The organism is Arthrobacter sp. Br18, from assembly GCF_000520555.1.
Lineage (GTDB): Bacteria > Actinomycetota > Actinomycetes > Actinomycetales > Micrococcaceae > Arthrobacter_D.
In genome coordinates this window covers 16992-37440 of sequence record NZ_KI914847.1, presented here as the reverse complement: position 1 = coordinate 37440, position 20449 = coordinate 16992, and the positions used below count along the sequence as shown (strand labels likewise).

General features: G+C 63.3%; 29 protein-coding genes. 27 read left to right on the top strand and 2 right to left on the bottom strand.

Going from position 1 to position 20449, the window contains the following annotated elements; genetic code table 11:
- Window positions 1–382 precede the first annotated feature (382 nt).
- The 4 genes from rpsL (at window position 383) to tuf (ending at window position 4843) form a co-directional block, all read left to right on the top strand.
- Window positions 383–757, top strand: coding sequence for a 30S ribosomal protein S12 (rpsL, locus tag Y704_RS0103850; protein WP_026531947.1), 375 nt, complete (start codon window positions 383–385; stop codon window positions 755–757).
- Between the two features lies 1 nt (window position 758).
- A complete protein-coding gene (gene rpsG, locus Y704_RS0103845; protein WP_026531948.1) occupies window positions 759–1229 on the top strand; it encodes a 30S ribosomal protein S7 in 471 nt (156 codons plus the stop codon).
- 86 nt (window positions 1230–1315) lie between these two features.
- Entirely contained in the window at window positions 1316–3430 is a 2115-nt protein-coding gene (gene fusA / locus Y704_RS0103840) for an elongation factor G (RefSeq protein ID WP_026549126.1), read from the top strand.
- A 222-nt stretch (window positions 3431–3652) separates the two neighbouring features.
- Window positions 3653–4843: an elongation factor Tu gene (tuf, locus tag Y704_RS0103835; RefSeq protein ID WP_026531950.1), complete on the top strand. Its 1191-nt coding sequence runs from the start codon at window positions 3653–3655 to the stop codon at window positions 4841–4843.
- 112 nt (window positions 4844–4955) lie between these two features.
- On the opposite strand, the gene Y704_RS0103830 is transcribed toward tuf, so the two are convergent.
- Window positions 4956–5339 carry a VOC family protein gene (locus Y704_RS0103830; protein ID WP_026549125.1) on the bottom strand — a complete coding sequence of 128 codons (384 nt, stop codon included), beginning with the start codon at window positions 5337–5339 and terminating at the stop codon, window positions 4956–4958.
- A 459-nt stretch (window positions 5340–5798) separates the two neighbouring features.
- Between Y704_RS0103830 and rpsJ the strand changes: the two genes are divergently transcribed.
- The 23 genes from rpsJ (at window position 5799) to map (ending at window position 18646) form a co-directional block, all read left to right on the top strand.
- Complete coding sequence (gene rpsJ, locus Y704_RS0103825; protein WP_026531952.1) at window positions 5799–6107, top strand: 30S ribosomal protein S10; 309 nt, start codon at window positions 5799–5801, stop codon at window positions 6105–6107.
- 16 nt (window positions 6108–6123) lie between these two features.
- Entirely contained in the window at window positions 6124–6780 is a 657-nt protein-coding gene (rplC, locus tag Y704_RS0103820) for a 50S ribosomal protein L3 (protein WP_026549124.1), read from the top strand.
- Window positions 6781–6784: 4 nt separating this feature from the next.
- Window positions 6785–7408 carry a 50S ribosomal protein L4 gene (gene rplD / locus Y704_RS0103815; RefSeq protein WP_026549123.1) on the top strand — a complete coding sequence of 208 codons (624 nt, stop codon included), beginning with the start codon at window positions 6785–6787 and terminating at the stop codon, window positions 7406–7408.
- Complete coding sequence (gene rplW / locus Y704_RS0103810; RefSeq protein ID WP_026531955.1) at window positions 7405–7710, top strand: 50S ribosomal protein L23; 306 nt, start codon at window positions 7405–7407, stop codon at window positions 7708–7710. The genes rplD and rplW overlap by 4 nt, the downstream gene beginning before the upstream one ends.
- 33 nt (window positions 7711–7743) lie before the next feature.
- Entirely contained in the window at window positions 7744–8583 is an 840-nt protein-coding gene (gene rplB, locus Y704_RS0103805) for a 50S ribosomal protein L2 (RefSeq protein WP_026531956.1), read from the top strand.
- 12 nt (window positions 8584–8595) lie between these two features.
- Entirely contained in the window at window positions 8596–8877 is a 282-nt protein-coding gene (rpsS, locus tag Y704_RS0103800) for a 30S ribosomal protein S19 (protein WP_026549122.1), read from the top strand.
- Window positions 8878–8915: 38 nt separating this feature from the next.
- The gene (rplV, locus tag Y704_RS0103795) at window positions 8916–9281 is read left to right on the top strand and encodes a 50S ribosomal protein L22 (protein WP_026549121.1); all 366 of its coding nucleotides are present in this window, start codon (window positions 8916–8918) and stop codon (window positions 9279–9281) included.
- Complete coding sequence (rpsC, locus tag Y704_RS0103790) at window positions 9281–10153, top strand: 30S ribosomal protein S3 (protein ID WP_026549120.1); 873 nt, start codon at window positions 9281–9283, stop codon at window positions 10151–10153. Before rplV ends, rpsC begins: the two co-directional genes overlap by 1 nt.
- Window positions 10154–10597, top strand: a complete 444-nt coding sequence (gene rplP, locus Y704_RS0103785) for a 50S ribosomal protein L16 (protein ID WP_026549119.1) — start codon at window positions 10154–10156, stop codon at window positions 10595–10597.
- Window positions 10573–10917 carry a 50S ribosomal protein L29 gene (gene rpmC, locus Y704_RS0103780; protein WP_026549118.1) on the top strand — a complete coding sequence of 115 codons (345 nt, stop codon included), beginning with the start codon at window positions 10573–10575 and terminating at the stop codon, window positions 10915–10917. Before rplP ends, rpmC begins: the two co-directional genes overlap by 25 nt.
- Window positions 10914–11225: a 30S ribosomal protein S17 gene (gene rpsQ, locus Y704_RS0103775; protein ID WP_051476666.1), complete on the top strand. Its 312-nt coding sequence runs from the start codon at window positions 10914–10916 to the stop codon at window positions 11223–11225. Before rpmC ends, rpsQ begins: the two co-directional genes overlap by 4 nt.
- 268 nt (window positions 11226–11493) lie before the next feature.
- Window positions 11494–11862: a 50S ribosomal protein L14 gene (gene rplN / locus Y704_RS0103770; protein ID WP_026549116.1), complete on the top strand. Its 369-nt coding sequence runs from the start codon at window positions 11494–11496 to the stop codon at window positions 11860–11862.
- A 4-nt stretch (window positions 11863–11866) separates the two neighbouring features.
- Window positions 11867–12244 (top strand): 50S ribosomal protein L24, encoded by a 378-nt coding sequence (rplX, locus tag Y704_RS0103765; RefSeq protein ID WP_035771533.1) that lies wholly within the window; start codon window positions 11867–11869, stop codon window positions 12242–12244.
- Window positions 12244–12819, top strand: coding sequence for a 50S ribosomal protein L5 (gene rplE / locus Y704_RS0103760; protein ID WP_026549114.1), 576 nt, complete (start codon window positions 12244–12246; stop codon window positions 12817–12819). Before rplX ends, rplE begins: the two co-directional genes overlap by 1 nt.
- 86 nt (window positions 12820–12905) lie before the next feature.
- Window positions 12906–13304, top strand: coding sequence for a 30S ribosomal protein S8 (rpsH, locus tag Y704_RS0103755; protein ID WP_026549113.1), 399 nt, complete (start codon window positions 12906–12908; stop codon window positions 13302–13304).
- A gap of 18 nt (window positions 13305–13322) precedes the next feature.
- Window positions 13323–13859 (top strand): 50S ribosomal protein L6, encoded by a 537-nt coding sequence (rplF, locus tag Y704_RS0103750; RefSeq protein WP_026549112.1) that lies wholly within the window; start codon window positions 13323–13325, stop codon window positions 13857–13859.
- A gap of 2 nt (window positions 13860–13861) precedes the next feature.
- Entirely contained in the window at window positions 13862–14245 is a 384-nt protein-coding gene (gene rplR, locus Y704_RS0103745) for a 50S ribosomal protein L18 (protein WP_026549111.1), read from the top strand.
- On the top strand, window positions 14242–14982 hold the full coding sequence (gene rpsE, locus Y704_RS0103740; RefSeq protein WP_035771530.1) for a 30S ribosomal protein S5: 741 nt from the start codon (window positions 14242–14244) through the stop codon (window positions 14980–14982). Before rplR ends, rpsE begins: the two co-directional genes overlap by 4 nt.
- A complete protein-coding gene (gene rpmD / locus Y704_RS0103735) occupies window positions 14979–15197 on the top strand; it encodes a 50S ribosomal protein L30 (RefSeq protein WP_026549109.1) in 219 nt (72 codons plus the stop codon). The genes rpsE and rpmD overlap by 4 nt, the downstream gene beginning before the upstream one ends.
- Complete coding sequence (rplO, locus tag Y704_RS0103730) at window positions 15197–15691, top strand: 50S ribosomal protein L15 (RefSeq protein WP_051476665.1); 495 nt, start codon at window positions 15197–15199, stop codon at window positions 15689–15691. The genes rpmD and rplO overlap by 1 nt, the downstream gene beginning before the upstream one ends.
- A 235-nt stretch (window positions 15692–15926) precedes the next feature.
- Window positions 15927–17240: a preprotein translocase subunit SecY gene (gene secY, locus Y704_RS0103725; RefSeq protein WP_026549107.1), complete on the top strand. Its 1314-nt coding sequence runs from the start codon at window positions 15927–15929 to the stop codon at window positions 17238–17240.
- Window positions 17237–17809, top strand: a complete 573-nt coding sequence (locus Y704_RS0103720) for an adenylate kinase (protein WP_026549106.1) — start codon at window positions 17237–17239, stop codon at window positions 17807–17809. Before secY ends, Y704_RS0103720 begins: the two co-directional genes overlap by 4 nt.
- Before the next feature lie 9 nt (window positions 17810–17818).
- Entirely contained in the window at window positions 17819–18646 is an 828-nt protein-coding gene (gene map, locus Y704_RS0103715; protein ID WP_026549105.1) for a type I methionyl aminopeptidase, read from the top strand.
- A 407-nt stretch (window positions 18647–19053) separates the two neighbouring features.
- Here map and Y704_RS0103710 read toward each other — a convergent pair whose 3' ends face one another.
- Window positions 19054–20409 carry an ABC transporter substrate-binding protein gene (locus tag Y704_RS0103710; protein WP_026549104.1) on the bottom strand — a complete coding sequence of 452 codons (1356 nt, stop codon included), beginning with the start codon at window positions 20407–20409 and terminating at the stop codon, window positions 19054–19056.
- Window positions 20410–20449 lie beyond the last annotated feature (40 nt).

Genomic DNA, 20449 nt, shown 5'->3' with positions numbered 1-20449 from the left:
GCGTGAAAAGCGACGCACTCCTTGACGCCAGCGCCCGGCCCGCCCGGCGGCAGGGGGACAGCCGTGGGCGGCGGCCCCGCAGGTTGCCGCGGGGGAGTGCTCCGACCGGGCGGGGAGTCAATCTCTGCTAGACTTGATCTCAATTGTTTGTGTGGCAGTGGATTGGCGTTGCGAAACGTATCTCCGTGTTGTAGGGATCTTGTACAACGAATGCCACATTTTCGCACGCCTACGGTCGTTCTGCGGCAGCTTATTTCGGTAGGTCAAGCGCCAAGCGACTGAGAACCCCCGCTTACGGGTGGTCCGCCGCCTGCAAGGGCCGGCTGACCGCAGGGTCGGGCTGACAGAGAACTCATCTTCAGACATTACGGAGAACACGAAAGTGCCTACGATTAACCAGCTGGTCCGTAAGGGCCGGTCACCTAAGGTCTCCAAGACCAAGGCGCCCGCACTGCAGGGCAGCCCGATGAAGCGCGGCGTCTGCACCCGCGTGTACACGACCACACCCAAAAAGCCGAACTCGGCGCTCCGCAAGGTGGCCCGCGTTCGCCTCAACGGCGGCATCGAAGTCACCGCATACATTCCCGGTGTAGGTCACAACCTTCAGGAACACTCCATCGTGCTGGTGCGCGGCGGCCGTGTGAAGGACCTCCCCGGTGTCCGCTACAAGATCGTCCGCGGCGCACTCGATACCCAGGGCGTCAAGAACCGCAAGCAGGCCCGCAGCCGCTACGGAGCAAAGATGGAGAAGAAGTAATATGCCACGTAAGGGCCCGGCCCCGAAGCGGCCGCTCGTATTAGATCCCGTTTACGGTTCACCTCTGGTCACCCAGTTGATCAACAAGGTTCTCGTCGACGGCAAGAAGTCCACGGCAGAGCGCATCGTCTACGGTGCACTCGAAGGCGCCCGTGCCAAGTCCGGCGGCGACCCCGTGGCAGCACTGAAGAAGGCCATGGACAACGTGAAGCCGAGCCTCGAGGTTCGTTCACGCCGCGTCGGTGGCGCCACCTACCAGGTTCCCGTCGAGGTCAAGCCCGGGCGCTCAACCGCCCTCGCCCTCCGCTGGCTGGTCGGCTACTCGAAGGCCCGCCGCGAGAAGACCATGACGGAACGCCTGCAGAACGAAATCCTCGACGCCTCGAACGGCCTGGGCGCCGCTGTCAAGCGTCGCGAGGACACGCACAAGATGGCCGAGTCGAACAAGGCCTTCGCACACTACCGCTGGTAATAGCGCTTCAGGTCGGAGGGTTTCCCACAGGGAGCCTTCCGACCTGCGGTCCAGCAGAACTCCATCTTCGTCAAAAGGGAGACACCGTGGCACAGGACGTGCTTACAGACCTCAACAAGGTCCGCAATATCGGCATCATGGCGCACATCGATGCCGGCAAGACCACTACGACCGAGCGCATCCTGTTCTACACGGGTAAAAACCACAAGATCGGCGAGACGCACGACGGCGCCTCGACGACGGACTGGATGGAACAGGAAAAGGAACGCGGCATCACGATCACGTCGGCCGCCGTGACCTGCTTCTGGGAAAACAACCAGATCAACATCATCGACACCCCGGGCCACGTCGACTTCACCGTCGAGGTGGAACGCTCACTGCGCGTCCTCGACGGCGCCGTCGCCGTGTTCGACGGTAAAGAGGGCGTCGAGCCCCAGTCGGAGACCGTCTGGCGCCAGGCCGACAAGTACGAAGTGCCCCGTATCTGCTTCGTCAACAAAATGGACAAGCTCGGTGCCGACTTCTACTACACCGTCGACACCATCATCAGCCGTCTCGGCGCCAAGCCGCTGGTCCTCCAGCTGCCGATCGGTTCCGAGAACGACTTCGTCGGCGTCGTCGACCTCCTCTACATGCGCGCACTGGTGTGGCCCGGCGACTCCAAGGGTGACGTCACCATGGGAGCCAAGTACGAGATCCAGGAGATCCCCGCGGACCTGCAGGCCAAGGCTGAAGAGTACCGCGCGCGTCTCATCGAGACCGTCGCCGACGCTTCCGAGGAACTCATGGAGAAGTACCTCGAGGGCGAAGAAATCAGCATCGATGAGCTCAAGGCCGGCATCCGCAAGATGACGATCAACTCCGAGCTCTACCCGATCCTCTGCGGTTCCGCGTTCAAGAACCGCGGCGTGCAGCCCATGCTTGACGCCGTGATCGACTACCTGCCGTCGCCGCTGAACGTTCCCCCGATGATCGGTCACGATCCCCGGAACGAAGAGGTGGAACTGACCCGTGCACCGAGCACCGAGGAGCCGTTCTCGGCGCTGGCGTTCAAGGTGGCCACCCACCCGTTCTTCGGACAGTTGACCTTCATCCGCGTCTACTCCGGGCACGTGACGGCCGGGACGCAGTTGGTGAACTCGACCAAGAACAAGAAGGAGCGCATCGGGAAGCTCTTCCAGATGCACGCCAACAAGGAGATCCCTGTGGACGAGGCCTTCGCGGGCCACATCTACGCGGCGATCGGTCTGAAGGACACGACGACGGGGGACACCCTGTCGGATGCGGGCAACCAGATCGTCCTCGAGTCGATGAGCTTCCCCGATCCCGTGATCTCGGTCGCGATCGAGCCGAAGACCAAGGGTGACCAGGAGAAGCTATCCACCGCCATCCAGAAGCTCTCGGCTGAGGATCCCACCTTCCAGGTGTCCCTCAACGAGGACACCGGACAGACCATCATCGCCGGCATGGGCGAGCTCCACCTGGATATCCTCGTGGACCGCATGCGCCGGGAATTCCGGGTCGAGGCCAATGTGGGCAAGCCCCAGGTCGCCTACCGCGAGACCATCAAGAGCAAGGTGGCCAAGCACGACTACACCCACAAGAAGCAGACGGGTGGGTCGGGCCAGTTCGCGAAGATCCAGATCGCCATCGAGCCGATGGAGGTCGAGGAGGGCGTGCTGTACGCCTTCGAGAACAAGGTCACCGGTGGCCGCGTTCCCCGCGAGTACATCCCCAGCGTCGACGCGGGCATCCAGGATGCCCTCAACGACGGCGTCCTGGCGGGCTACCCGGTCGTGGGCATCAAGGCAACCCTGCTCGACGGCGCCTACCACGACGTCGACTCCTCCGAGATGGCGTTCAAGATCGCCGGCCGGATGGCGTTCAAGGAAGCTGCACGGATGGCCAAGCCGGTGTTGCTCGAGCCGCTGATGGAGGTCGAGGTGCGCACCCCCGAGGAATACATGGGTGAGGTGATCGGTGACCTGAACTCGCGCCGTGGGCAGATGCAGTCCATGGAGGATGCGATGGGCGTCAAGGTCATCAAGGCGCACGTGCCCCTCTCGGGCATGTTCGGCTACATCGGCGACCTGCGGTCCAAGACCCAGGGCCGCGCGGTGTATTCCATGAAGTTCGACAGCTACTCGGAGGTTCCGAAGGCAGTAGCCGACGAGATCATCCAGAAGACCCGCGGTGAGTAGGCGCGGGTAACTTCGGCTGGTCCCCGCGACGCGGGAGACCACCGGGCGGTGCCGGCCGGCTCGACAGCCGGCCGGCACCGCATCCCAGCCGACGGTCCATCGTGGACCGGACGCGCAGAGCAATTTCATCAAAACCAAAAGCCCCCAGTAGACTTGCATGAGTTTCAGCCGCGAACAGCGCGGGTGGAAAGCAAATCTTCTCAAACGTTCTAGGAGGAACCCGTGGCGAAGGCAAAGTTCGAGCGGACTAAGCCGCACGTTAACATCGGAACCATTGGTCACGTTGACCATGGAAAGACCACGTTGACGGCTGCCATTTCCAAGGTGCTGTACGACAAGTACCCCACTCTCAACGAGCAGCGCGATTTCGCGTCGATCGACTCGGCTCCCGAGGAGAAGCAGCGCGGCATCACCATCAACATCTCGCATGTTGAGTACCAGACCGAGAAGCGCCACTACGCACACGTAGACGCCCCCGGCCACGCTGACTACATCAAGAACATGATTACCGGTGCGGCACAGATGGATGGCGCCATCCTCGTTGTTGCAGCCACCGACGGCCCGATGGCCCAGACCCGCGAGCACGTTCTGCTCGCCCGCCAGGTCGGCGTTCCCTACCTGCTGGTCGCGCTGAACAAGTCCGACATGGTCGACGACGAAGAGCTTCTCGACCTCGTCGAGATGGAGGTCCGCGAGCTGCTCAGCGCGCAGGGCTTCGACGGCGACGACGCCCCTGTGGTGCGCGTTTCAGGCCTGAAGGCACTGGAAGGTGACCCCGAGTGGGTCAAGTCTGTCGAGGATCTGATGGCTGCCGTGGACGAGTCCGTACCGGACCCCATCCGCGACAAGGACAAGCCGTTCCTCATGCCCGTCGAGGACGTCTTCACCATCACCGGCCGCGGAACCGTCGTCACGGGCCGCGCCGAGCGAGGAACGCTGAAGATCAACTCGGAAATCGAGATCGTCGGAATCCGTCCGGTCCAGAAGACCACGGTCACCGGTATCGAGATGTTCCACAAGCAGCTCGACGAAGCATGGGCCGGCGAGAACTGTGGCCTCCTGCTCCGCGGCATCAAGCGCGAGGACGTGGAGCGCGGACAGGTCATCGTGAAGCCGGGCTCCATCACCCCGCACACCGACTTCGAGGCCAACGTCTACATCCTGGCCAAGGACGAGGGCGGGCGTCACAACCCGTTCTACTCGAACTACCGCCCGCAGTTCTACTTCCGCACCACTGACGTCACCGGCGTCATCACCCTTCCTGAGGGTACGGAAATGGTCATGCCTGGTGACAACACTGAAATGTCAGTGGCACTCATCCAGCCTATCGCCATGGAAGAGGGCCTCGGCTTCGCTATCCGCGAAGGCGGCCGCACGGTCGGTTCGGGACGCGTCACCAAGATCACCAAGTAGTCACTTCTACTGCCGACTGATCACCAGAAGGGCCTCGCTGCTTTGGCAGCGGGGCCCTTTTCTGTGGGTGGGCCCTCTCCTGTGACTGGGACCCGCGGCGGCAGGCGCCTGCTCAGGTCAGAACCTGATGAAGGCAGAGGATGTTCCCCTCCGTGTCGGTGAACCAGGCCGCTTTGAGCCCATCGTGCTCTGCAATGTGGTTGACGGTCTTCAAACCGGGGAGGTCGTAGTCCTCGAACCGGACTCCCTGCGATTCCAGGGCCCCCAGTTCCATCGCGATATCCTCCACCTCGAAGCTGAGTTCTGTATTGCCCGACGGGCCGCTTTCCGGTTTCAGCATGAGCTCGATCCCGTTGTGGCCGTCGTCGCTGAAGAGGAACGATCCCTCCTCCATGGGCCCAGCCGGCGTGAGGCCGAGGGACTTCTCATAAAAACCTCGTGCACGGTCCATGTCTTTCACAGGCAGGATCGTCGTCGCCTTGCTGGTGCTGAGCACGGCTAAACTCCTTTCGTACGGATGGACCCCTACAGTTTAATCCTCATCCGGCGGGTTTGACCCGTGGCTGCCGAGCCGCTTTCACAGCCCGGGGCAGTGGCTGCAGGCCCACCGATTGGCGTAATTGGGCTATCTCTGCCAGACTGGACAAGTTGTTCAAGTGCTTGCGCGTGCGGTTTGAGACTCCATCCCGGTCAGGATAATGCCTGGTGCAGGGTTCGGGTTCACCGATTGCGCGGCCCAAATATAATCCAGCCCGTTCGGCTCGGCCGGAATTTGCGGACGGTGTGTGTCACGAAAGTTGCGACACGCCCGAGCGCGGGGGTCGGAGCCCCAGCAGGGTGAGGAACCCGGATTCTTCCGGATTCAGTCTGTGCGGGGAGCGTCATACAACGGACGCGGCAATGTACGTACCGGAACTGCCCAGCAGTTTTCATGTAGAGAGAGAGTCGAGACGCCATGGCGGGACAAAAAATCCGCATCCGGCTGAAGTCATATGACCACGAGGTCATTGATGTTTCAGCCCGGAAGATCGTTGAGACGGTGACGCGCGCAGGCGCAACGGTTGTCGGCCCAGTGCCACTGCCTACGGAGAAGAACGTTTTCGTTGTTATCCGGTCGCCGCACAAGTACAAGGACAGCCGTGAGCACTTCGAAATGCGCACGCACAAGCGTCTGATCGACATCATTGATCCCACGCCCAAGGCCGTTGATTCGCTGATGCGTCTCGACTTGCCCGCGGACGTGAACATCGAAATCAAGCTGTAAGGGAGAGCGGATACACATGTCTACTTCACTTACGCGTCAGGTCAAAGGCCTGCTGGGCGTCAAGCTCGGCATGACCCAGGTCTGGGACGAGAACAACATCCTCATCCCCGTCACTGTCGTCCAGGCTGATTCGAACGTTATTACGCAGCTGCGGTCCGCGGAGAAGGACGGCTACTCGGCCGTGCAGATCGGCTTCGGCCAGATCGATCCCCGCAAGGTCACCAAGCCGCTGGCCGGCCACTTCGAGAGCGCCGGGGTCACCCCCCGTCGCCACGTGGTCGAGCTGCGTACCTCCGATGCTGATTCCTACTCGCTCGGTCAGGAGCTCTCCGTTGAGCTCTTCGAGGCCGGCCAGCAGGTCGACGTCATCGGCACCACCAAGGGCAAGGGCTTCGCCGGTGTGATGAAGCGTCACGGCTTCCACGGCGTCGGCGCCTCACACGGTGCACACAAGAACCACCGCAAGCCCGGTTCCATCGGTGGAGCTTCAACCCCCAGCCGCGTCTTCCGGGGAATGAAAATGGCAGGCCGTATGGGTGCCGTTCGTCAGACCACGCTGAACCTCCGGGTCCACGCGGTCGACGCCGAGAAGTCGCTGCTGCTGATCAAGGGTGCCGTTCCAGGCGCCCGCGGACAGGTCGTCCTCGTACGCACCGCCGTGAAGGGAGCATAGTCAGATGGCTGTCAACACAGTGAACGTCGATCTCCCCGCGGAGATCTTCGACGCACAGACCAACGTCCCGCTGCTTCACCAGGTAGTCGTGGCTCAGCTTGCGGCCGCCCGCCAGGGTACCCACAAGACCAAGACCCGCGCCGAGGTGAGCGGTGCAGGCCGCAAGCCGTTCAAGCAAAAGGGAACCGGTCGCGCCCGCCAGGGCTCGATCCGCGCACCGCACATGACCGGTGGCGGCGTGGTCCACGGACCGACCCCCCGCGACTACAGCCAGCGCACCCCCAAGAAGATGAAGGCCGCCGCTCTCCGTGGCGCCCTCTCCGATCGGGCACGCAACGGCCGGATCCATGTCCTCGAGTCCCTCGTTGCCGGCGGCAAGCCGTCCACGAAGGGTGCCATCGACACGCTGCGCGCCGTCTCCGAACGCCCGCGCCTGCTCGTCGTCATCGAGCGCGCAAACGATGTGGCCGCACTGTCGGTCCGCAACGTCCCACAGGTTCACGTCCTGTATGTAGACCAGCTCAACACGTACGACGTGCTGGTTTCGGACGACGTGATCTTCACCAAGGCCGCCTACGACGCCTTCGTGGGATCGGCTGACGCAATCTCCGAGGAGGATGCCACGTGAGCGGCACCATCGCAAAGGATCCGCGCGACGTCGTCATTGCACCCGTCGTGTCGGAGAAGAGCTACGGCCTGATCGACGAAGGCAAATACACCTTCCTGGTTGACCCACGCTCCAACAAGGAAGAGATCAAGCTGGCCGTGGAGAAAATCTTCTCCGTCAAGGTCGACTCGATCAACACCATCAACCGGGTTGGCAAGCGCAAGCGCACCAAGTTCGGCTGGGGTCAGCGCAAGGGCACCAAGCGTGCCATCGTGTCCCTCAAAGAGGGCTCGATCGACATCTTCGGCGGTCCGCTCTCCTAGGGAGCGGAGACCACTTTAACGAGGAATTGAGTTATGGGAATCCGTAAATACAAGCCGACAACCCCGGGCCGTCGTGGCTCGAGCGTTGCCGACTTCGCAGAAATCACACGATCCACACCGGAGAAGTCACTGGTGCGTCCGCTCCCCAAAAAGGGCGGCCGTAACAACACCGGTCGGATCACCACCCGTCACAAGGGCGGTGGACACAAGCGTCAGTACCGTCTGATCGACTTCCGCCGCCACGACAAGGACGGCGTCGACGCCCGCGTTGCCGAGATCGAATACGATCCCAACCGCACCGCGCGCATCGCCCTCCTGCACTACGTCGACGGCACCAAGCGCTACATCATCGCGCCGAACAAGCTCAAGCAGGGCGACTTCGTCGAGGCAGGTGCCGGGGCCGACATCAAGCCCGGCAACAACCTTCCGCTGCGCAACATCCCCGTCGGTACGGTGATCCACGCTGTGGAGCTCCGTCCTGGCGGCGGCGCGAAGATGGCCCGCTCTGCCGGGGCTTCGACCCAGCTCGTCGCCAAGGAAGGCCGCTTCGCCCAGCTGCGACTGCCGTCCGGGGAAATCCGCAACGTCGACGTCCGCTGCCGTGCAACGGTCGGCGAGGTCGGCAACGCCGAGCAGTCGAACATCAACTGGGGCAAGGCCGGCCGTAACCGCTGGAAGGGCATCCGCCCGACCGTCCGTGGTGTGGCCATGAACCCTGTCGACCACCCCCACGGTGGTGGCGAGGGCAAGACCTCCGGTGGACGCCACCCGGTCAACCCCAACGGCAAGGCAGAGGGACGTACGCGTCGCCAAAACAAAGAGAGCGATTCACTCATTGTGCGTCGCCGCCGTTCCGGCAAGAACAAGCGATAGGAGCCTGGGAACATGCCACGCAGCCTGAAGAAAGGCCCCTTCGTCGATCAGCACCTGTACGTAAAGGTTGCTCGCGAGAACGAATCGGGTACGAAGAACGTCATCAAGACGTGGTCCCGCCGCTCCATGATCGTCCCCGACATGCTCGGGCACACGATCGCGGTGCACGACGGGCGCAAGCACATTCCGGTGTTTGTCACCGAGTCGATGGTCGGGCACAAGCTCGGCGAATTCGCTCCTACGCGGACCTTCCGCGGCCATGTTAAGGACGACCGTAAAGGCAAGCGCCGCTAGGCGCTTGGCTCTACGGCTAAGACGAGAGAAGGAAAGCAATGGAAGCCAAGGCAATTGCGCGTCATATCCGCGTAACGCCTATGAAGGCCCGGCGCGTCGTCAACCTTGTTCGTGGTAAGCAGGCGAATGAGGCTCTGGCTATTCTGAAGTTTGCCCCACAGGTTGCTTCAGAGCCGGTTTTCAAGGTAGTTCAGTCGGCCATGGCCAACGCACGCGTCCTCGCGGACCGTGACGGCCTCGCCTTCAATGAGGACAACCTCATCATCAGCGAAGCATTCGTCGATGAAGGCCCCACGATGAAGCGGTTCCGTCCGCGTGCCCAGGGCCGCGCGTTCCGCATCAACAAGCGGACCAGCCACATCACGGTTGTCGTAACTACCCCTGAGAAAGTGGAGGTCCGCTAGTGGGACAGAAAGTAAACCCGCATGGGTTCCGACTCGGCATCACCACGGACCACAGGTCGCACTGGTTCGCCGACAGCAACAAGCCGGGCCAGCGCTACCGGGACTTCGTCCGTGAGGACATCAAGATCCGCCAGCTCATGTCCACGGGCATGGACCGCGCGGGCATCGCGAAGGTCGAGATCGAGCGCACCCGTGACCGCGTCCGTGTGGATATCCACACTGCGCGTCCAGGCATCGTCATCGGCCGCCGCGGCGCCGAAGCGGACCGCATCCGCGGCGAGCTGGAGAAGCTCACCGGCAAGCAGGTCCAGCTGAACATCCTCGAGGTCAAGAACCCCGAGATGGAAGCACAGCTTGTCGCCCAGGGCGTGGCCGAGCAGCTTTCCTCACGCGTGGCCTTCCGCCGCGCCATGAAGAAGGCCATGCAGTCGGCGCAGCGCGCGGGAGCCAAGGGCATCCGTGTCCAGTGCTCCGGCCGCCTGGGCGGCGCCGAAATGAGCCGCTCGGAGTTCTACCGCGAAGGACGTGTGCCCCTGCACACCCTCCGTGCGAACATCGACTACGGGTTCTTCGAAGCCAAGACCACCTTCGGCCGCATCGGCGTGAAGGTCTGGATCTACAAGGGCGACATCACCGCCAAGGAACTCGCGGCCCAGGCCGCAGCTGCTCCTTCGCGCGGCCGTGGCGGAGACCGCCCCAGCCGCGGGCCCGCAGCCGGCGCGGACCGCGGTGGCGAGCGTCGTCGTCGTGCACCCGAGCGCACCGAGGGCCAGGGAGCTCCGGCTACCCAGGGAGCTTCGGCTCCCCAGGGATCCTCGGCTCCCGCCGAAACCGCCGCAGCACCCGCTGCGACTGAAGGAGGACAGGCTTAAATGCTTATCCCACGTCGAGTCAAATTCCGTAAGCAGCACCACCCGGGTCGTTCCGGCGCTGCTACCGGTGGTACCGAAGTGAGCTTTGGCGAATGGGGTATCCAGGCGCTTAGCCCGGCATACGTCACCAACCGCCAGATCGAATCAGCGCGTATTGCCATGACCCGCCACATCAAGCGTGGCGGCAAGGTCTGGATCAATATCTATCCGGACCGCCCGTTGACCAAGAAGCCTGCCGAGACCCGCATGGGTTCCGGTAAGGGTTCGCCCGAGTGGTGGGTGGCCAACGTCAAGCCGGGACGGGTTCTCTTCGAACTCTCCGGTGTAACCGAAGAGGTGGCTCGCGAAGCGCTGCGCCTCGCAATTCACAAGCTGCCGTTGAAAGCACGCATTGTGCGACGTGAGGGTGGTGAATACACATGGCACTGGGTTCAAAGGAACTAGCATCGGACCAGCTGGACGGTTTTGACAAGGACCGTCTGGTGGAAGAGCTCCGCAAGGCCAAGGAGGAGCTGTTCAACCTCCGTTTCCAGTCGGCCACCGGCCAGCTGGAAAGCCACGGCCGTCTCCGCTCGGTGAAGCGCGACATCGCCCGCATCTACACGGTGCTGCGCGAGCGCGAGCTGGGCCTCCGTCCCGAGGTGGTTGCTCCCGTTGAGGAAGCAAAGCCCGAGAAGACGGAAAAGGTCAAGAAATCCAAGAAGGCCTCCACAAAGGACGCCGCGTCCGTGGACACCGAGGCTTCTGAGGAGGACGCCAAATGAGTGAGCAGAAGAGTGAAACAGCTGTAGGAACCGAGAAGGCAGTGCACGACGCCGACTCCCGCGGCTACCGCAAGGTACGCCGCGGCTACGTCACCTCCGACAAGATGGACAAAACCATCGTCGTCGTGGTCGAGGACCGCGTGAAGCACGCGCTGTACGGCAAGGTTCTGCGCCGCAGCTCGAAGGTCAAGGTCCACGATCAGGAGAACGCCGCCGGCATCGGCGATTCCGTTCTCATCAGCGAGACCCGCCCGCTGTCGGCCACCAAGCGGTGGCGCCTTGTCGAGATCATCGAGAAGGCCAAGTAGGCACAAGCTATACCGAGGATGCCCTGGATGCGATTTCGTGTCCGGGGCATTGTCGCGATAGGATGAAAACCTTGTCTGTCTGGTGGGTTGGCGCATGCCCTCACACCGACAAATAGGCAAAAGCCCGATAATCTTGTTCATCACACCATCCATTGAGGGTGCCGCGCGCCCTGGCGTGCGGTTCGTGGCGAGTACCAGTATTACGGGGCCACCCATATCCGTTCCGCAAGGCTCGTATCGAGAACCGGCGCGACGACAGGAGTACACAGTGATTCAGCAAGAATCGCGGCTAAAGATCGCCGACAACACGGGGGCCAAGGAAATCTTGACCATCCGCGTTCTCGGAGGGTCAGGGCGCCGCTACGCAGGCATCGGGGACGTCATCGTCGCCACCGTCAAGGATGCAATTCCCGGCGGAAACGTCAAGAAGGGCGACGTCGTCAAGGCGGTCATCGTCCGTACCAAGAAGGAACGCCGCCGTGCGGACGGTTCCTACATCAAGTTTGATGAAAACGCAGCAGTGATCCTGAAGAACGACGGCGACCCCCGCGGTACCCGTATCTTCGGCCCTGTCGGTCGCGAGCTGCGCGACAAGCGTTTCATGAAGATCATCTCGCTGGCGCCGGAGGTGCTTTAAGTCCATGGCACAAAAAACAGTGAAGCTCAAGATCAAAAAGGGCGATCTCGTCCAGATGATCACGGGAGCCAGGCAGGAGCGCGGCGGAGACCGCGGCAAGCAGGGCAAGGTTCTGAGGGTGTTCCCCGAATCGAACCGCGTGCTCGTTGAGGGCATCAACCGGGTGACCAAGCACACCAAGGCCGGCCAGTCGCAGGGTGGCACCAAGACCGGTGGCATCGAGGTAGTCGAGGCGCCCGTGCACATCAGCAACGTGGCCGTCGTCGATCCCGAGACAAAGAAGCCCACGCGAGTCGGCTACCGCACCGAGACCGTCGAGCGCGACGGCCGGGAGCGCGTAGTCCGCATCCGCTTCGCCAAGTCATCAGGGAAGGATCTGTAATGACTGTTGAAACCGCAGAGACCAAGGTCCTTCCCCGACTGAAGGCCCGCTATGCCGCTGAGATCAAGCCTGCACTGCAGGAAGAGTTCAGCTACTCGAACGTGAACCAGGTTCCCCGCCTGGTCAAGGTCGTCGTCAACATGGGTGTCGGAGATGCAGCCAAGGACTCCAAGCTCATCGACGGTGCCGTCAAGGACCTGACCCAGATCACGGGCCAGAAGCCCCAGGTCACGAAGGCCCGCAAGTCCATCGCGCAGTTCAAGCTTCGTGAGGGCATGCCGATCGGCGCCCACGCGACTCTTCGCGGCGACCGCATGTGGGAATTCACCGACCGTCTGGTATCACTCGCGCTGCCCCGTATCCGCGACTTCCGCGGACTCAACGGCAAGCAGTTCGACGGCAACGGCAACTACACCTTCGGCCTCACCGAGCAGTCGATGTTCCACGAGATCGACCAGGACAAGATTGACCGCGTGCGTGGTATGGACATCACTGTCGTCACCACCGCCAAGACCGACGCCGAGGGCCGCGCGCTCCTCAAGGCGCTCGGTTTCCCGTTCAAATCCGAAGATTAATCTAACTACGTTGCAGGTCCGCTCCGGTTGCACCCAGGTGCAGCGCCGGAGGCCGGAAACCGTTTCGAGGAAGGGCTGAAGCCCACATGACAATGACAGATCCTGTCGCAGACATGCTCACGCGTCTGCGCAATGCAAACTCGGCGTACCACGATTCCGTGTCCATGCCGTACAGCAAGTTGAAGGCACGCGTCGCCGACATCCTGAAGGCTGAAGGCTACATCGCCAGCTGGAAGGAAGAGGAGGCGGAGGTGGGCAAGAAGCTCACCCTCGACCTGAAGTTCGGTCCGGACCGCCAGCGTTCAATCGCCGGCATCCGCCGTATCTCCAAGCCGGGTCTTCGCGTGTACGCGAAGTCCACCAACCTGCCGCACGTTCTCGGCGGTCTCGGCATCGCCATCCTGTCCACGTCCTCCGGTCTACTGACAGACCGCCAGGCATCCAAGAAGGGTGTAGGTGGGGAAGTCCTCGCCTACGTCTGGTAGCGGGAAAGGGAAAGAAAAATGTCACGTATCGGACGTCTCCCCATCACCGTTCCTGCAGGTGTCGAGGTCAAGGTCAACGGCAACGAGGTTTCCGTCAAGGGATCGAAGGGCGAGCTGAGCCACACTGTGCCCAGCCCCATCGAAGTGACCCTCGACGGTTCCACGCTGACCGTTACCCGGCCCAACGACGAGCGCGAATCGCGTTCACTGCACGGCCTCACCCGCACACTGGTGTCCAACATGATTGTTGGAGTCACCGACGGGTACAAGAAGAACCTTGAGATCGTGGGCACGGGTTACCGTGTGCAGGCCAAGGGAACCGACCTGGAGTTCGCGCTGGGCTACAGCCACTCGGTTGCCGTGAAGGCTCCCGAAGGCATCGTCCTCACCGTCGATACCCCGACGAAGCTCTCGGTATCAGGCATCAACAAGCAGCAGGTCGGCGAGGTTGCTGCAAACATCCGCAAGCTGCGCAAACCCGACCCCTACAAGGGCAAGGGAATCCGCTATGCAGGCGAGATCATCCGCCGCAAGGTCGGAAAGGCTGGTAAGTAACCATGGCAATCAGCATCAATAAGAAGCGAAGCTCCAAGAGCAGGTCCGCCTCGCGTGGACGCCGCCACCTCCGCGTGCGCAAGCGCGTTTCAGGTACCGCGATCCGTCCGCGCCTGGTCGTCAACCGATCAGCCCGCCACGTATTCGTGCAGGTCGTCGATGACACCAAGGGCATGACGGTTGCATCCGCCTCCACCCTCGAAGCCGATCTCCGCGCTTTCGACGGCGACAAGACCGCCAAGGCCAAGCGCGTTGGCGAGCTCGTTGCACAGCGCGCGCTGGCTGTCGGCGTCGAAGCAGTTGTCTTCGACCGTGGCGGAAACAAGTATCACGGCCGCGTTGCAGCAATCGCAGACGGCGCCCGGACGGGTGGTCTGTCACTGTGACCGAGGAAAACAAGGCAAAGGAAGCCCCATTGAGTACGGGTACAGAGCAGCCAGCGACCGAAGCCCCGGCTGCGGGCGCAACTGACGCCGCAGCTGCCGACGCCAACCGGGGCGGCCGCGCAAGCGGACGCGGCGGGGAACAGCGCGGCGGCAAGAGCGATCGCGGCGGGCGCGGTGGCCGCGACGGTGGACGCGACGGCGGACGGGACGACAAGGACAAGTTCATTGAGCGCGTCGTCACCATCAACCGTGTCTCCAAGGTCGTCAAGGGTGGCCGCCGGTTCAGCTTCACCGCACTCGTGGTGGTCGGCGACGGCAACGGCATGGTCGGCGTCGGCTACGGCAAGGCGAAGGAAGTTCCCTCCGCCATCCAGAAGGCCGTAGAGGAAGCCAAGAAGACCATGTTCCGTGTACCCCGCATCGGTGGCACCGTTCCGCACCTGGTGCAGGGCGAAGCGGCAGCTGGAGTTGTCCTGCTCCGTCCGGCGTCCCCGGGTACCGGCGTCATCGCCGGTGGTCCGGTGCGTGCAGTCCTCGAATGCGTCGGTATCCACGACGTCCTCTCCAAGTCGCTCGGATCCTCGAACGCCATCAACATCGTTCACGCGACCGTCGATGCGCTCAAGCGCCTTGAGGAGCCCCAGGCAGTGGCAGCCCGTCGTGGACTGCCGCTGGACGAGGTCGCGTCACACCAGATGCTGCGCGCAATCGCAGCACAGAAGGTAGGTGCGAAATGACCGCTATCACCCCCAAGCGCGTCGTCGTGAGCTCAGCGCAGCTCCGAATCACGCAAATCAAGTCGATCATCGGCGAAAAGCAGAACCAGCGCGACACCGTGCGCTCCCTGGGGCTCAAGCGGATCGGTCACACCGTGGTCCGTGAAGCCGACGCCGTCACCGTGGGCATGGTCAATACGGTTCCGCACCTCTTGAAGGTTGAGGAGGCCAACTAATGGCAGAGAACAAGACGGTGGCACCAGCCACCGAAGAGAAGGCCCCGCGCGTTCACGCGCTCAAGGTCCACCACCTGCGTCCCGCACCCGGAGCCAAGACCGCCAAGACCCGCGTGGGCCGTGGCGAAGGCTCCAAGGGCAAGACCGCGGGCCGTGGTACCAAGGGCACCGCGGCGCGTTACCAGGTGAAGGCAGGATTCGCAGGCGGCCAGTTGCCGCTCCACATGCGTCTGCCAAAGCTGCGCGGGTTCAAGAATCCGTTCCGCGTCGAGTTCCAGGTGGTCAACCTGGACAAGATCTCGGAGCTGTACCCCGACGGCGGCGACGTCACGGTGGAGAACCTCGTAGCGAACGGCGCGGTCCGCAAGAACCAGCCCGTCAAGGTGCTGGGGACCGGAGACATCACGGTTGCCGTCAACGTCACGGCAAACCGCTTCTCCGCCAGCGCTGCTGAAAAGATCTCGGCAGCGGGCGGCTCGACCACCAAGGTCTGAGCCGTCCGGGATCCGGATCCGCGACTGCTGAGGCAGACGTGGGCGCCGGGCCTGCTGTGATCCACCGCTCCAAGGAACTAGACTCTTGGTGGGCCGGTACTCAACCGGCCCGCCAGGAGTTTTCCGGCTTAAGGGCCGTCATCTACCCCATGGTGCCAATGCACCGATCGTCAACCGTTAGACTCGGTTGTTGTGGACTGTCCGTTCCGGACGATCAAGACCTTCAGGAGGACGCTTGCTAAGCGCTATTGGCCGGGCTTTCCGGACGCCAGACCTGCGGCGCAAGCTGTTGTTCACGCTGGGAATCATCACCATCTTCCGTCTGGGTGCCTTCATCCCCGCACCCGGCGTCGATTACGGAAACGTTCAGCAGTGCCTCAACCTCGGCAACACCGAGGGTGGCCTGTACCAGTTCGTCAACCTCTTCAGCGGCGGTGCCCTCCTGCAGGTGTCCATCTTCGCCCTCGGGATCATGCCCTACATCACCGCGAGCATCATCACCCAGTTGCTGCGTGTAGTCATCCCGCGCTTCCAGGAACTCCACCAGGAAGGCGCGCAGGGCCAGTCGAAGCTCACGCAGTACACGCGCTACCTGACGATCGCGCTGGGACTGCTCAACGCCACGACACTGGTGTCGCTCGCGCGCTCGGGAGCCCTGCTGGGCGACTGTCCCGTGCCGATCATCCCGGACGACTCACTGATCACGATCATCCTCCTGATCCTCACCCTGACCGCAGGCACCGGCCTCATCATGTGGATGGGCGAGCTCATCACTGAGAAGGGCGTCGGCAACGGCATGTCGCTGCTCATCTTCACCGCCATCGCAGCCGGCTTCCCCTCATCCCTCGGCGAGATCCTCAACACGCAGGGCCCCACCGTCTTCGCCTTCGTCCTGCTCATGGGCGTTGTCGTCGTCGCACTGGTCATCTTCGTCGAACAGTCGCAGCGCCGGATTCCCGTGCAGTACGCCAAGCGCATGATCGGACGACGCACCCTCGGCGGCAGCAGCACCTACATTCCCATCAAGGTGAACATGGCCGGGGTCATCCCCGTCATCTTCGCCTCGTCGATGCTGTACCTGCCCTCGCTGGTGGCCCAGTTCAACACCCCGACCGACGGGCAGACCCCGCCGCCCGAGTGGGTCAACTGGATCACCACCTACCTCTCCACGGGCGACCACCCGCTGTACATGGCGTTCTACTTCGCCATGATCGTTTTCTTCACCTACTTCTACGTCTCCATCACGTTCAACCCGGACGAGGTGTCCGAGAACATGAAGAAGTACGGCGGCTTCATCCCGGGCATCCGCGCAGGGCGCCCGACGGCGGAGTACCTCCAGTACGTCCTGTCGCGGATCACCCTGCCGGGCGCCATCTACCTGGGCCTGGTTGCGCTCATCCCGCTGATTGCGCTCGTGGCGATCGGTGCGAACCAGAACTTCCCCTTCGGCGGAACCTCGATCCTGATCATGGTGGGCGTCGGACTGGAAACCGTGAAGCAGATCGATGCCCAGCTCCAGCAGCGTCACTATGAAGGGTTGTTGCGATGACACGAATGTTGATTATCGGCCCTCCCGGCTCAGGCAAGGGAACGCAGGCGGCCCGGATTTCCGAGCGCCTCGGGGTGGTGGCCATCTCCACCGGCGACATCTTCCGGGACAACGTGAAGCGAGAGACCCCGCTCGGCGTCGAGGCCAAGAAGTACATGGATGCCGGCGACTTCGTTCCGGACAGCGTCACCAATCTGATGGTGCGCGACCGCCTCGCGGCCAGCGACGTCCAGGAGGGCTTCCTGCTCGACGGGTATCCGCGCACGGCGCCCCAGGTGGCCGAGCTCGACGACATCCTGCGGGAGAACGAGCTCGCCCTCGACGTGGTGCTGCAGCTCACCGCGGAGGATGAGGAGCTGGTACGCCGTCTCCTCGGCAGGGCGAAGCTCGACGGCCGCTCGGATGACAACCAGGACGTGATCCGCCACCGCCTCGGCCTGTACCACTCGCAGACCGAGAGTGTGGTGTCCCAGTACAAGGAGCGCGGCATCGTGACGCAGGTCGATGGCATCGGACCGATCGACGACGTCACCGAGCGCGTCATGGCTGCCCTCAAGGTAGCGAGCTAGGACTTCCACATGTTCCGCCAGCCGAAGATCGAGTACAAGACCAATCACCAGATCCTCACCATGCGCGAGGCAGGCATCGTCCTCTCGAGAGCGCTGGACACAGCGGTGTCCGCGGCGACGGTGGGAGCGACGACGGATGACCTCAACACTGCCTTCGAAGCCGTGCTGAAGGAAGCCGGTGCCACCTCCAACTTCCTCGGGTACCACGGGTTCCCCAAGAGCATCTGTACCTCGGTGAACGCCGAGGTGGTCCATGGGATTCCCGGGAGCTACGTCCTGCGGGATGGCGACATCCTCTCCATCGACGGCGGCGCCGTGGTGGACGGGTGGCACTCCGACTCGGCCCGCACGGTCCTGGTGGGCCCACCCCGCCCGGAGGACGTACGGTTGTCCGAGGCCACGGAGGCCGCGATGTGGCACGGCATAGCGGCCCTGGCCTCCGCGAAGTTCGTCGGTGACATCGGGGCGGCGGTCGACGACTATGTCTCAGGACTGCCCGGCAAGCGGCTCGGCATCCTGCAGGACTACGTGGGCCACGGCATCGGCACCCAGATGCACCAGGCGCCCGATGTCCTGAACTACCGCAGCACCCACCGCGGGCCCAAGGTGCGTCCGGGCCTGTGCCTGGCGATCGAGCCGATGCTGGTGCTCGGCGGGCTCGACACCAAGGTGCTCGCCGACGACTGGACCGTCGTCACCAGCGACGGCAAGCGCGCCTCCCAGTGGGAGCACACGGTGGCAGTGCACGACGGCGGCATCTGGGTCCTCAGCGCCGCGGACGGCGGAGTGTCTGCCCTAGAGCCCCTCGGCGTCACCCCGGTTCCGCTCGAGGGCTGACTCTCTGCGCATGGCGTGGCTTCCTGCCCACCTTTTGTAGTCGATATCGCCGACAACCGGCGTGTTGCCGGACGACACGCTGTTCGCACCCTCGAACGTGGGCAGGACAGCCACGAATGGGCCCAGAGGTCGGCCTCCGGGTAAGCAAGGGGGCCTGCGCCGCACGGGATGTGCCGCCATTCAGCGCCGGAAACTGCTGATAACCGGCGTGTTGCCGGACGACACGCTGTCCAACCGCTCAATGCCGTGAAAAGTGGTGCGGCTCCGGAAGAAAATAGGCGGTCGTTGCAGCATTCAGAGCTTCTGAACGCTGCGACGACCGCCGAAACCCCCTCTGGCGGAAAGGGGTTAGGCTCGGCGCCGGATGCCAGGCGCCCGGTGCCGCCTCGAACTGGGCTCGGATCACATCAGGCCAGGTTCGGCTCCACATCCCGCTGATACATGGATTCGAGAGTTTCCTTCAGCTTGGTCATCTCCGTCTGGACATCGCCCGGCTGAGTCAGGACCGCTGCGGCCGTCTTGGCGATCTCGAGGTCAGCTCCGGGAACGAACACCCGGGCGTAATCCTGCGGCCGGGTGACGTCGAGCTGGTCGATGGCCGTCCCGATCAACGGGCTGACGGCGAGCACCGCCGTCATATCAGCGGAGGAACGCACCGGCATGTATCCGGTAGCCGCGGAGAATTCGGCGGTGTTCTCCGGCTCGCCCATGAATTTCAGGAACATTGCCGCCGCGAGCTGCTCCTCCTTCGTGACGCCGCTGGGAATTCCGAGACCCGCACCGCCCGTCGGGCAGACCGGGTCCGTTTCTTCCGGACCACCGGGCAGGAAACCCACCCCGACGTCGAACTGCGCCGCCTTCAGTACGCCCACGAGGGACCCGGTGGAGCTGACCGTCGCCGACACGGCTCCCGACGAGAGGTCGGCCGAGGCATCGTTCGAGGACACGCCGGCCCATTTGTGCTTGAAGACGGCGTCCTGGCACCACTGGATGGCGGCCACGGATTCGGGGGAGTCCGCCGTCATGGTCCACTCGTCCGACCACCCGCCGCCGTAGCCCCACAGGTGGTTCTGCAGGGACCATCCGGCGTACCCGGCAAGGGCCGGGAACTGGTAGGCGGTCTGCAGTCCCGGTATACCGGCGTTCATCAGTTTGGGTGCCCACTCGCCGAATTCCTCCCAGGTGGTCGGGGAGCGGTCCGGAAGGCCGGCGGCCTTGAAGTGGTCACGGTTGTAGTAGAAGAGGGGAGTGGACCGGGCGTACGGCAGCGCCCACTGCTTGTCCTCGTACTGGTAGTCGGCGATCAGCGACTCACGGTAGTCGCCCGTCTCCACTTCGAGCTGCTCGATGAGCCCGTCCAGGGGAATGATCGACCCGTTGATGTAGTACCGGAACCACCACACATCCGAGAGGAGCACGACGGCGGGCAGCTTGCCGCCCTGCTGCGCAGTCTGGAACTTCTGGGCGATCTCCTCGTAGTCGGCGCCTGCCGTCACGAGCGTGACCTGGACCTCCGACTGCGACGAATTGAACTTCTCGATCAGCGCCTTCTCGACTTCCTGCGACTGCCCCGGGTGGGTCGACCAGAACTCGATTGCAGCAGCCGGAGTGACGCCCTCGAAGTCGAGGTCCGTCTCTTCCTCTTCCGCGGGCGGCGCCGTCGAGGGTCCGCCACACGCGGCAAGGGCGACGGTGCCCGAGCCGAGGGCGGCGAAGGAGAGGAAATGGCGCCGGTTCAGCGGCGGCAGGGGGATGGATTTCATCAAGGAACCTTTCGTTGAAGGGTGGTGAGAGTGGAACGGG